Origin of the sequence: Mesorhizobium sp. M0571, from assembly GCF_040320985.1 — a bacterium.
Lineage (GTDB): Bacteria > Pseudomonadota > Alphaproteobacteria > Rhizobiales > Rhizobiaceae > Mesorhizobium.
The window spans coordinates 56958-68723 of record NZ_JAMYQT010000014.1; the positions used below are offsets into that span (position 1 = coordinate 56958).

Annotated in this window: 13 protein-coding genes; 9 read left to right on the forward strand and 4 right to left on the reverse strand. The window is 62.3% G+C overall.

From position 1 onward, the window contains the following. Positions 1 to 3: 3 nt before the first annotated feature. From NKI85_RS17875 to NKI85_RS17885, 3 genes are all read left to right on the forward strand, one after another. Positions 4 to 765, forward strand: coding sequence for an ABC transporter permease (locus NKI85_RS17875; RefSeq protein ID WP_352527661.1), 762 nt, complete (start codon positions 4 to 6; stop codon positions 763 to 765). 183 nt (positions 766 to 948) lie between these two features. Continuing rightward, positions 949 to 1440: a MarR family winged helix-turn-helix transcriptional regulator gene (locus NKI85_RS17880; protein WP_352777197.1), complete on the forward strand. Its 492-nt coding sequence runs from the start codon at positions 949 to 951 to the stop codon at positions 1438 to 1440. After that, the gene (locus tag NKI85_RS17885; RefSeq protein ID WP_352777200.1) at positions 1437 to 2117 is read left to right on the forward strand and encodes a GNAT family N-acetyltransferase; all 681 of its coding nucleotides are present in this window, start codon (positions 1437 to 1439) and stop codon (positions 2115 to 2117) included. The genes NKI85_RS17880 and NKI85_RS17885 overlap by 4 nt, the downstream gene beginning before the upstream one ends. 105 nt (positions 2118 to 2222) lie before the next feature. Here NKI85_RS17885 and NKI85_RS17890 read toward each other — a convergent pair whose 3' ends face one another. After that, positions 2223 to 4214 (reverse strand): PhoX family protein, encoded by a 1992-nt coding sequence (locus NKI85_RS17890; protein WP_352777202.1) that lies wholly within the window; start codon positions 4212 to 4214, stop codon positions 2223 to 2225. A 206-nt stretch (positions 4215 to 4420) separates the two neighbouring features. Between NKI85_RS17890 and NKI85_RS17895 the strand changes: the two genes are divergently transcribed. The 4 genes from NKI85_RS17895 (at position 4421) to NKI85_RS17910 (ending at position 7948) form a co-directional block, all read left to right on the forward strand. Further along, positions 4421 to 4759 carry a hypothetical protein gene (locus NKI85_RS17895; protein WP_352527546.1) on the forward strand — a complete coding sequence of 113 codons (339 nt, stop codon included), beginning with the start codon at positions 4421 to 4423 and terminating at the stop codon, positions 4757 to 4759. A gap of 14 nt (positions 4760 to 4773) precedes the next feature. Next, the gene (locus NKI85_RS17900; RefSeq protein ID WP_352527544.1) at positions 4774 to 5475 is read left to right on the forward strand and encodes a phosphatase PAP2 family protein; all 702 of its coding nucleotides are present in this window, start codon (positions 4774 to 4776) and stop codon (positions 5473 to 5475) included. A 312-nt stretch (positions 5476 to 5787) separates the two neighbouring features. Then, positions 5788 to 6057: a helix-turn-helix domain-containing protein gene (locus tag NKI85_RS17905; RefSeq protein WP_352527542.1), complete on the forward strand. Its 270-nt coding sequence runs from the start codon at positions 5788 to 5790 to the stop codon at positions 6055 to 6057. Between the two features lie 181 nt (positions 6058 to 6238). Then, complete coding sequence (locus NKI85_RS17910; RefSeq protein ID WP_352777205.1) at positions 6239 to 7948, forward strand: SulP family inorganic anion transporter; 1710 nt, start codon at positions 6239 to 6241, stop codon at positions 7946 to 7948. Between the two features lie 13 nt (positions 7949 to 7961). Here NKI85_RS17910 and NKI85_RS17915 read toward each other — a convergent pair whose 3' ends face one another. Beyond that, complete coding sequence (locus tag NKI85_RS17915) at positions 7962 to 8822, reverse strand: NHL repeat-containing protein (RefSeq protein ID WP_352527538.1); 861 nt, start codon at positions 8820 to 8822, stop codon at positions 7962 to 7964. Between the two features lie 114 nt (positions 8823 to 8936). Here NKI85_RS17915 and NKI85_RS17920 point away from each other — a divergent pair, with 114 nt between their 5' ends. After that, positions 8937 to 9743: a helix-turn-helix domain-containing protein gene (locus NKI85_RS17920; RefSeq protein ID WP_352777208.1), complete on the forward strand. Its 807-nt coding sequence runs from the start codon at positions 8937 to 8939 to the stop codon at positions 9741 to 9743. A 93-nt stretch (positions 9744 to 9836) separates the two neighbouring features. Here the strand turns inward: NKI85_RS17920 and NKI85_RS17925 are convergent, their stop codons facing one another. Continuing rightward, complete coding sequence (locus NKI85_RS17925) at positions 9837 to 10133, reverse strand: YciI family protein (protein ID WP_352777210.1); 297 nt, start codon at positions 10131 to 10133, stop codon at positions 9837 to 9839. A 48-nt stretch (positions 10134 to 10181) separates the two neighbouring features. Beyond that, positions 10182 to 11030: an oxidoreductase gene (locus NKI85_RS17930; protein WP_352777212.1), complete on the reverse strand. Its 849-nt coding sequence runs from the start codon at positions 11028 to 11030 to the stop codon at positions 10182 to 10184. A 142-nt stretch (positions 11031 to 11172) separates the two neighbouring features. On the opposite strand from NKI85_RS17930, the gene NKI85_RS17935 reads away from it, so the two are divergent. Then, positions 11173 to 11766: a TetR/AcrR family transcriptional regulator gene (locus tag NKI85_RS17935; RefSeq protein WP_352777214.1), complete on the forward strand. Its 594-nt coding sequence runs from the start codon at positions 11173 to 11175 to the stop codon at positions 11764 to 11766.

An 11766-nucleotide genomic window follows, 5' to 3' on the forward strand; every position in this document is an offset into this window, starting at 1 on the left:
GCCATGAATCTTCATGCAGTATGGGCGATCTATCGGGTGGAGATGGCGCGCGCCCTTCGCACGGTGCTGCAGAGCATCGTTTCGCCGGTCATTTCGACGTCGCTCTATTTCGTCGTCTTCGGTTCGGCCATCGGTTCACGCATCACCGAGATCGACGGCATCAGCTACGGCGCCTTCATCGTGCCGGGGCTGATCATGCTGTCGCTGCTGACGCAGTCGATCTCCAACGCCTCTTTCGCCATCTATTTTCCGAAATTCGTCGGCTCGATCTACGAATTGCTGTCGGCGCCGGTGTCCTATCTGGAGATTGTCATCGCCTATGTCGGCGGTGCTGCGACAAAGTCGATCGTGCTTGGCCTGATCATCCTGGCGACGGCCTCGCTGTTCGTGCCGCTGACGATCGAGCATCCGTTCTGGATGCTCGCCTTCCTGGTGCTGACGGCGGTGACCTTCAGCCTGTTCGGCTTCATCATCGGCATCTGGGCGAAGAGCTTCGAGCAGCTGCAGCTGGTGCCGCTGCTGATCATCACGCCGCTGACCTTCCTCGGCGGCAGCTTCTATTCGATCAACATGCTGCCCGGCATCTGGCGCACGGTGACGCTGTTCAACCCGGTCGTCTACCTGGTCAGTGGGTTCCGCTGGAGCTTCTACGGCAAGTCCGACGTCTCGGTCGGCGTCAGCCTCGGCATGACGGTGATCTTCCTGCTCGTCTGCATAGCAATCGTCGCCTGGATCTTCAGGACCGGCTACCGGCTGCGCAACTGATCGACTGGCCTTGCCAGGCAAAGCAGCCCCAGCATTTCGAGCAACGTTTCCAGGCGGAAAAGCGGTATAAGTCAGCTCCTAGACGCAGTGGACCGCTTGAAGGCAAGCCTTGCAACGCGGCGCTTGATTTCCATGCACTGTTATATACAATGTTATTGATTTCTGCATGCGATGGGCTGACCTATGGAAGACGTCATACGATCGCTTGGCTTCCTGTGCCTGGGCAGCAGGTTGAAGCGTATAGGCGAGCAACTGCAAGCGGATGCGCAGCGCCTGCTCGACCGGCTGGACGTCCCGGTTCAGGCGAGCCAATACCCGCTGCTAGCCGCGCTCGACAGGCTGGGCCCGCTGCCTGTCGGGGAACTGGCGCAATCCCTTGGGATCGCGCAGCCAGGTGTAACGCGGAGCGTGTCGCTTCTGGCCGAATTGGGATTGCTCGAGGTCAATCAGTCGAACGATGACCAGCGGCGCAGGATCGTCTCCCTCTCGGGGGACGGTCGGCGGCTGGTCGATGTCGCAAAGCGCGACGTCTGGCCGCGCATCGAGAACGCCGTCGCGGATTTGTGCGCAGATCTTTCGGGGCCGCTTCTTGATCAGCTGACCGCCATCGAGGACGGCCTCGCAGCGGCTCCTCTCGACCGTCGATTAAAAGAGCCGGAGGGTACGGTGCAATGAGACACCTGCTTGACCGCCCTATCTGGAGCGCGCTTCGGACGCGGCATCAGGTCTTCGCGCAAGGTGACAACCTCGCCAGACGATATCGGCCGTCGATTGTTCCTTTCGCCACCACCGCCGCGGATGACCCGGAAAGCCTGCAGGCGCTCGAAAAGCTTGTCTCCTCAGGCGAGAGTGTGATCCTGCTTCAGGCCGACGCCATTGCTCTGCCCGCGGGGCTTTGTGCAACGTCTGCCGCGGCCGGGGTTCAGATGATTGCCGAGCAGCCATTGCAGATCGTCTCCGACCAGCGCGTGCAACGTCTGACGCGACACGATGCAGCTGAGATGCTCGCCTTGGCACTGGTCACCAAGCCCGGCCCATTCACGCTCGAAGCCTTGAGCCTGGGCGATTTTTGGGGTGTGAAAATTGAGGGCAGACTTGCGGCCATGGCCGGCGAGCGCATGAAGCAACCTGGCTATACCGAACTCAGCGGGGTGTGCTCACATCCGGAATTTCGGGGCGGTGGCCTGGGCAAGCTGCTGTCCCTATTCGTGGCAAATCAGATAGTAGCGCGCGGCGAGGTTCCCTATCTCCACGCCTATGCCAGCAACGCTACGGCCATAAGATTATACGAGTCGATTGGCTTCAGGTTGCGAAGCATGATGAACGTAGCCGTGGTTCAGCGCGCCGAATAATCCGTCAGGCGCACAATGGCAGCATGGATGCATCCTGCGCATCGGAAAAGGAAGGATTTCGTATCACCGAAATCCTTCCTTGAGACTGCAAGGCCTTGCTGCGTGTCAGACCGCGATCTTGCCGCCGCCTTGCTTGGTGATGGCAACGACCGCCGGGCGCACCGGCATCTCCGGCTTGAAGTCGGGCCAGCGCGTCGACAGGTCCTCATAGTAGGACGGACGGCCGAACGCCTCCCAGTCCTCGCCGCCGTCGCCTGGATGCTGGACGGCAACGAAGGCGGTCTGGTCGTCCGGCGCAAATAACGGGCCGCACATTTCGGCTCCGATCGGCACACGGAAGAACAGTTTCGAGGTCGCCCGCGCCGATCCTTCCGTATCCACCGCCCACAGACCGTCAGTGCGGCCCGTGGCCTTCGGACCCTGGCCGTCGGTGGCGACCCAGAGACGGCCGGCCGAATCGACCGCGCAATTGTCCGGCATGCCGAACCAGCCATTGGCGGTGGTTGCGGTCGAGAAGGTGGCGCCGACTTCGGCCACAGCGGGGTCGCCGCACTTCAGCAGGATTTCCCACTTGCCCTTTGTCGCAGTGAAATCGCCGCCATCCTCGACGATCTCGATGATATGGCCAAAGGCGTTTTCGGCGCGCGGGTTGGCGGCGTCGACCTGATCGGCCTTTCGCTTCGAATTATTGGTCAGCATGACATAGACCTTGCCGTTGGCGGCATTGGGCTGGATGTCTTCCGGGCGGTCCATCTTGGTGGCGCCGAGCAGGTCGGCGGCGCGGCGCGTCTCGATCAGCACGTCGGCCTGGCCGGCAAAGCCGTTCTCCGCCGTCAGCGGCCCCTGGCCGAAGACGATCGGCAGCCATTCGACCGAACCGTTCTCGGCGAACTTGGCGACATGCAAGGTGCCGTCGTCGAGCAAATTCATGTTGGCGGCGCGCTCGTTCGGGTTGAACTTGCCGGTGGTGACGAACTTATAGACATAATCGAAGCGCTCGTCGTCGCCGAGATAGAAGACGACACGGCCATCCTTGGCGACGATCGATTCTGCGCCCTCATGCTTGAAGCGGCCCATCGCGGTGCGCTTCCTCGGCACCGAAGTCGGATCCTGGACATCGACCTCGACGATCCAGCCGAAGCGGTTCGGCTCGTTCGGCTCCTTGCCGATGTCGAAGCGGTCGTGATGCGCAGCCCATTCATAGGCGCCTTCGGGAATGCCGAGGCGCTTGTAATTGGCCGCTTCCTTGTGGCCCTGCGGCAGCTCGCCAGAGAAATAGCCGTGGATGTTCTCCTCGGCCATGACATAGGTGCCCCACGGCGTGACGCCGCCGGCGCAGTTGTTGATGGTGCCAATGATTTTCGTGCCGCTCGGGTCGGCGCTGGTCTTGACGCGGTCGTGGCCGGCGACGGGGCCGGACAGCGCGATATCGGTGTTGGAGGTAATGCGTCGGTTGAGCTTGCCGTCGCGCACGACCTGCCATTTGCCGGCTTCTTTGCGGATCTCGACAATGGTGCCGCCATGCGCGGCCATCTCGACGTCGACTTGTTCTTTGCTGAGGGCCGTCTGCTTGGCTTTGCCGTCGACGATGGTGACGAGGCCCGGAAACATCAGATGCGGATTGGTGTATTCGTGATTGACCACCAGCAGGCCGTGCTCGGCCGAGCCGTCGATCGGGATATAGCCGACATAGTCGTTGTTGTAGCCGAATTGTCTGGCCTGGGCCTCCGCCGACTGTTTTGTCGGATCGAATTCCGGCGAATCGGGGAAAAGCGGATCGCCCCAGCGCAGCAGCACATCGGCGTCGTAGCCTGGTGCGACGTGATGCTTATCGTCGATGCCGGCTTCAAGCTCGTCGAAAGCGAAGGCAGAGCCTTCGGCGGCGCGGGCGTTGTCGGCGGTGATCAGCGCCAGCGGGCTGACGGTTGCCGCTATGGCCGAGACGGCAAGCGAGCCCTTGAGGAAGCCGCGGCGCGAGAACCGCGCGGCGATGATCTCGCCCATGGTGCGGTTGTCGGAGGGATTGATGGCCGGGCCGTTGTTTTCCTCGAGCTGGCTGGTGCGGAATCGGGCGTCGGGGGAGCGATGTTCAGTCATGGGGGCTTGCCTCTGGCTTCTTGGGATGGCTGGAGCGTGGCGCTTGACTGACCGCCTATCGCCGGCAGATCACAGTTTGATGACGTTGCCGGTCAATTTCCAGCTTCAGATTTCGCGTCCGTGATCGGCCCCGCTTGACCGCGACCGGCGCTTCGGAAACAAGAGCTGCGGCAGGCGCGGAAGGACCGCATCGAGAGGAACAAAAAGTGAGTTTCTGGGGACTGGGGCAGCTCGGCGTTTCGACAGTGATCTTTCTGCTGGCGGCGACGGCGGCGAAGCAATGGGGACTGGCGCCGAGCCTCGGCAAGATGGTGCTGACGCTGGCGCTCTATTCGCTGGGCAATCTGATCATGCTGAGGCTGATCCGTGAATTCGGCATGTCGGTGTCGTTCAGCCTGTCGGCGGTGATCCAGCTGGTGTCGGTCAACGTGGTGGCGCTGGTCTTCTTCGGCGAGCGCGTCAATGCCTTGCAGGCGACCGGCATCGTGCTCGCCGTCGCAGCTGTGGCGCTGATAACGCTCGGGCCCTATCTGCAAAAGCTGTAACTGCGATCGGGCCGATGAAGAACACTGCAAGCAGGCTGCGCAACTGGCTGGAGTTCCCGGTCCTGCTGGCTGGGCTGATCATTGCCGGCGGGCTGTGGGGGTTCGAAGAGCTGATGGAAATGGCGCGGGCGACCACGCCGCATGCCTTCGACACCGAAATCCTGCTCGCCTTCCGCAAAGCCGGCCAACCCGACAATCCGATCGGACCGGCATGGCTGGAAGGGGCGATGCGCGACATCACCAGCCTCGGCAGCGCCAGCGTGCTGGTACTGATCACTGCGGCAATGATCGTCTATCTGCTCCTCATCCGCAGGCCAGGCGCGGCGCTTCTCATGTTCGTCGCGGTGGCGGGCGGCCAGGTCCTGTCAAGCGTGCTGAAATTCGACATCGACCGGCCGCGCCCCGATCTGGTCTCGCATCTCGCCGACGTGGCATCGCTTTCGTTTCCGAGCGGCCACGCCATGCTGTCGGCGGTGACATATTTGACGCTGGGCAGCATGGCGGCGCGGTTTTTGCCCGGGCGGACAACGAAAATCTACGTGCTTGGGCTGGCGGTGCTGACGGCGGTGCTCGTCGGCATCAGCCGTATCTATCTCGGCGTCCACTGGCCATCCGACGTGCTGGCCGGCTGGTGCGCCGGCTTTGCCTGGGCGATGCTGTGCTGGCTGGCGGCACGGTTCCTGCAGCGATGGCTCGGGCGGGCCGATGGCACCTGACTCAGTAAGTCAATTTGCGGTCAAATCAGCCTGTTAATCAGGCCATGGCCGCAGCCTGCCAGCAGGAAAACCATCGACAGCAAGGCTGTCGATGTCGTCAACGCTTTGAATATCTTCACCCGCTTATCCTTTTGAAGTCGTTGCCTGTGAAATCGGGATAGCAGGGCCGCCAAACGATCCCGAGTCTGTAGCATGATAGCGTGTCGGCTGGCAAAGAGTGGTGCATGTCTCACATGTGCAGGATGATGCTTGAACCATTATAACAAAGGTATTATACGTGACATTGCAGGACTCAGACGGGGGTTTTGGCCGATGATCACTGCCGCGCAGATGCGTGCCGCGAGGGCGCTGGCCGGCATCGACCAGAAGACGCTCGCCGAGCGCGCCGGGGTTTCGCTTCCAACCATCCAGCGCATGGAAGCGAGCGACGGCGTGGTCCGGGGCGTGGTCGATACGCTGATGAAGGTCATCCAGGCACTTGAAGAGGCCGGGGTCGAGCTGATCGGCGAGAACCAGGCGAGCGAGCGTGGCGGCAGGGGCGTTCGCCTCAGGCCTGTCACGCCGCAGAACCCGCAAGGCTGACGGTACTGCCGCATCGGCGGAAATCGAGATCGATTTTCGGATAGTCCGATGCGCGGTTCAAAAGTATTGGAGCGTACCTGTGCGCCCATTTGGACGCACGCCGCTCCAAGTCGCGACGGCGACCGCCGACAGTCTTGCCGACGATCCCGCCGCCTCCTTGGTTTCATGCGGAAGGCACTCGATGGATCAGACCCGGCGGGCAGTGCATCAACCAGCGCGGCCGACATTTTCCGAACTGTTCACGCCGAAGCTGGTGACGGTGCTGCGCGAGGGCTACACGCTCGAGCATTTCAAGGCCGATGCCATCGCCGGGCTGACCGTCGCCATTGTGGCGCTGCCGCTGTCGATGGCAATTGCCATTGCTTCAGGCGTGACGCCGGAGCGCGGGCTTTACACCTCGATCATCGGCGGCTTCCTGGTCTCGGCGCTGGGCGGCAGCCGTTTCCAGATCGGCGGCCCGGCCGGCGCCTTCATCGTGCTGGTGGCGGCGACGGTGGCGCGGGTCGGCGTCGATGGCTTGCTGCTGGCGACGATGATGGCCGGCGTTTTCCTGCTTGCCATCGGCTATCTCCGGCTTGGCACCTACATCAAGTTCATCCCCTATCCGGTGACCGTAGGCTTCACCGCCGGCATCGCCATTATCATCTTCTCTGGCCAGGTCGTCGAACTGTTCGGGCTGAAGCTCGCCGGCAAGGAGCCCGGGCCGCTGGTGCCGAAGCTGATGGCGATCGGCGAGGCGGCCGGCACGATCAACATCGCCGCCACCTCGGTGGCGGCACTGACCATCATCACTATTGCGCTGTTGAAGCGATTTCGGCCGAAGTGGCCGGCGATGCTGATCGCCATCGGGCTGGCGTCACTCGTCGTGGCATTGCTCGCCCTGCCGGCCGAGACGATCGGCACGCGCTTCGGCGGCATTCCGCGCAGCCTGCAATGGCCCGCCTTTCCGCCGCTCAGCCTCGACCGGATGATCGACGTGCTGCCGGACGCCATCGCCTTTGCGCTGCTCGGGGCGATCGAATCGCTGCTCTCGGCCGTGGTCGCCGACGGCATGACCGGCAGGCGGCACCGCTCCAATTGCGAGCTGGTGGCGCAAGGCTTCGCCAATATCGCCTCCGCCTTGTTCGGCGGCATCTGCACCACCGGCACCATTGCCCGCACCGCAACCAATGTGCGGGCCGGCGCGCATGGACCGGTCTCAGGTATGATGCACTCAGCCATCCTGCTTGCGCTGATGCTGGTGGCGGCACCACTGGCCAGCTACATCCCGCTTGCAGCGCTTGCCGGCGTGCTGGCGGTGGTGTGCTGGAACATGTTCGAGAAACAGGCCTTCGCCACCTTGCTGCGCGCCTCGCGCGGTGATGCGCTGGTGCTGATGACGACGTTCCTGATCGTCATCTTCCGCGACCTGACCGAAGGCATCGTCGTCGGTTTTGCGCTGGGCTCGATCCTGTTCGTTGACCGCATGGCCAAGAGCATCGCAGTGGAGGCGGACCAGTCGCTGGTGCAGGAAGACGTCGCCGACCGAGCCAGCGCCTATGATTCCAGCGAGGCGAGCGATGCCGACACCGTCGTCTACCGCATCTCGGGCGCCTTCTTCTTCGGCGCCGCCTCGACCGTCGGCACGGTACTGGACCGCATCGCCGACCAGCGCAAGAACTTCATCCTCGACTGTTCAGCGGTGCCGTTCTTCGATTCGACGGCGGCCAACGTCATCGAAGGCGCGGCCCACAAGGGGAGCCGCGCCGGCGTGCGCTTCATCATCGCCGGCGCTTCACCGCAGATACGTCGCATGCTGATCAACCACGGCCTCAAGCGGCCGCTGGTGACCTATGCCGCCTCGATTAAGGACGCGCAGGCGCAGCTGAAGAAAGCTGCGCCCGCTGCCTGAGCTGGCTGCTGGCTTAGTCGAGGCTCAACGCCGCAACTTCGCCGTCGTTCATCAGCGGCACGAAGATTGTCGACCTGCCGTCGGTGCCGATGTCGGCGCTGCCCGGCTTGAAGGTCGCAACCACCTGCGGCGTGTCTCCCGCTTTGTAGCGGTAGAGCGTGCCGGTCATATAGGCGGTGGCGTAGATGCTGCCGCTGATGGCGACGATGCCGTCGAGATTGGCGAACTTTTCGGCACCGGGCAATGGCGCAATTGCCTTGGTGGCGAGATCGACCGAGAGCAGGCCGCCCGGCTCCGCGGTGCTGAAGTCGGGCTTGATGCCCTTGCCCCAGGAGGCGACGATCAGCCGGCCGCCGTCGCAGAAGACGCCGTTCGGCGAAGCCAGTGCCGCATCCCTGACGAACAGTTCCGGCCGGTCGCCGTCGATGCGGTAGATCGCGTCGGCCAGCATGTCGGTGACGTAGACCTTGCCGGATGCATCGGCAGTCATGTCGTTGAGAAAGACGGCATTCGGCACGTCGATGGTCGAGACGAGCTTGCCGCTTTGAAGATCGACGACGCGCACATGGGTGATGTCGGCGACATAGAGTTTGCCGCCTGCAATCGCCATGCCCTTGGGCGCGTCCATGCCGTCGGTCCAGTGCTGGGTGACCATCTTGCCGTCCGTCGACAGGACCGACAGATAGCCATTGCCGTCGGCTTCGCCGGGGCTGCCGACGATGTTTGAGACAATGATGCGTTTGCCGGCAGCGTCGAGGAGCGCCGATTCAGGTTGCTCAAGGCCGGTGGCGCGCCAGAGTTCGCCGGCCTGGGCTGCAGGCGCAATCGCGGCGCCGATGGTGGCGAAGAGTATCGAAGTGATGAGGGTCCTCATGGCTGGTCTCCTGTAATGAATGGCGGAGAGCTAGGCCTTTCGATACTTTCCCGGAAGACCTATCGGGACTAGTACCGAAGGCTGATACCAAATCACGCGAAAGAGGTGCATCGCATGAACGGGCTGATCTTCGAAGCGTTGAAACGGACGTTGAAGGCCAAGGGCGTCACCTACCGCGTCCTTGCCGAGCGGATGAGCGTTTCCGAGCCGACGGTGAAGCGCATCTTCCACGAGCGCAACTGCAAGCTCGACCGGCTGATGGAGATCTGCGCGGCAGCCGGCGTAGAGCTGGAAAATGTGCTTGGCTCGATGACCAGGGGGCCGGGACCTGCCAACCACATCGCGCCGGAAATCGAACGCAAGCTCGCCGGGCGGCCGGCGCTGCTGTTCGTTTTCGTCATGCTCTCCGAGAAATTCACCCCCGAAGGCATCATGCGCTCACAAGGATTGAGCGAGGCATCGATGTTCCTCTATCTGCGCGACCTTGAGGAACTCGGGCTGGTCGCGCTCGGTCGCGGCCTGTCGGCGAGGCTGCTTGTCGAGACACCGATCCAGTGGAATTTCGACGGGCCGCTGCGGCCGCTGTTCGAGATGACCAACAAGAACTTCATTGGCTGGGCCATCACGCATCTGCAGTGCGAGGCGACATTCGTCAGCTTCTCCAGGCGGATGCGGCCGGAAACGGCGGAAATGGTCAGGCGCGAGGCGGAGGAACTGGCCGAGCGCGCCAAATTGCTTGCTCATCACGATCAGCACACGACGCCCGAGGACGGGCTGGTCGGCTACAAATGGACCTTCGCTTTCGGCGCGACGCCATTCCCGGTGATTATGCCGATCGGGCCGCATCCGCGCGACGCCGGCGCACGGACGCCCGCACGGGCGGATGTCGCGGCCAACGGGCGACGTCCTCTGCCGGCCTAAATCGATTGCCTCCGCCTTGCCCTCGGCGCAGCGGACCCTAGAGGTTGGTCCCAAGCACCATCTAGACAATGCACGAGGCACAGTCGAACGGCGTTAGCCGCGTGTCCTTAGATGAAGCATTGGATGAACCTCATAGTGCCCGGTGCCGCCCTGTACGATGGGATCCTCCGAAGTCATCGCCTCAATGTCCTGGTCATCGTCGACCTGGTAGAGCGACAGACCATAGCCACCGGCTGGATCGAGCACCGGGCCATGGGCGACGATTGTCCCCCTGCCGAGGAGCCGATCCAAAAAGGCACCATGCTGCTTCATCAATTCGCCTTCATCGGCACTCATCGTCGCCAGGAAGTCGGAGCGAGGCGGAATAAACTTGGCTAGATAGTACTTCATCGTTGGCTCTCGCTTATTTGGTTGCCTGGCGACGCAGCGATTCAGATATCAAGCAGGCAGATTCATCTGCTTGCGAAAGCTCTTCTCAAAGGACTTTTCGGGAACAAAGCGTCGCATGAAGCGGAGACGGCCTGCCGTCTTTCCAGGCGTGTACCGAATTCGCGGCGTCTTTTCGGTGGCTGCCTGCACCACTTTGTCGGCCACGGCTTCCACCGGGTCGCCGCCTGCGATGCCCTTGCGCCAGGTCGAATTCATCGCTGTGCGCCCCTTTTCATAGACGCTCGAAATCCGGTCAGGTTGTTCCGCGTTCTCTTCCAGCCCGGTGCGAGTGAATGCGGGCTCTACCACGGAAACGCGGATCCCCAATGTACGAAGTTCGTGATCAAGCGACTCGGAATAGCCTTCGACGGCATGTTTGGTGGCGTTGTAGAGAGCCGTGAACGGTCCGGGCAGGAAACCGGCCACCGAACTGATGTTGATGATCCGGCCCTTGCCCTGGCTGCGCATGATGGGCAGGACTTCATTGGTCATGCGAAGGATGCCGAAGACATTTACATCAAACAGCTTCTGGGCCCGACCCACCGATGATTCCTCGGCGCCGCCGATCAAGCTCCGGCCGGCATTGTTGACGAGCACGTCGATCCGACCTGCACGAGCGACGACCTCCTTGACCGCTTGCTTGACTGACGCGTCGTCAGTCACGTCGCAGCGGATCATCTGGATGCCCTGACGTACCTCATTGGGCGGAGCCCGACGGCTGGTGCCGAATACCCGATAGCCCGCGCGGATGAGCGCAAGCCCGACCGCATGCCCGATGCCGCCCAAGGCGCCGGTTATGAGCGCAACCTTTTCATCGGTTGCGCGCGACTGAACGTGTGTCATCTCAGTTTTCCTCATTAATGAGGATGATCGTCATCATTATGCTAATAATGACAACCATCATCATTGTCAAGCGACCATCGCGTGTCTTGCATCGAGGATGACAAAGGTCGCGTCGCGTCTTATATGTCGCTCATCATCAATAGCGAGGGGTGCCGTCGTGAAGGTAAGCAAGGAGACGGTCGAGCAGAATCGCGAGCGGGTAATCGACACCGCCGCGATGCTCTTGCGCGAACGAGGGATCGACGGCATCGGCATCGCCGACCTGATGCACGCTGCCGGGCTTACCCATGGAGGTTTCTACCGACAGTTCAAGTCGAAGGACGACCTCGTCGTTCAGGCCGTCAAACGCGCCTATGCCAGCATAAACGATGATCTCCGTCAGCGCATGGACGCCACTCCCGACACGCCGCTAGAAACGCTCGTGCGGTACTACGTCTCGGACTATCATCGTGATGATCCGGGGCACGGGTGCAGCCTCACGGCACTCGCGGCCGATGCGGCCCGGCGCGACGATCCAGCGCTTCGATCCTTCTTCGGAAGCATCGTCGGCAACTATATCGAGCTGCTCACCACACTAGTGCCCGCAAGTGACCGAAAGGCCAAGCGCAGTGCCGCGATCGCCATTCTCGCTGAAATGGTCGGATCGATCATCCTCTCCCGCGTCGTGCCCGATCCGACGCTTTCCGGCGAGATCATCGAAACAGTCTCGAACGACCTCGTGAGGCGCCATCCGGCTTCGACGCCTGCATGA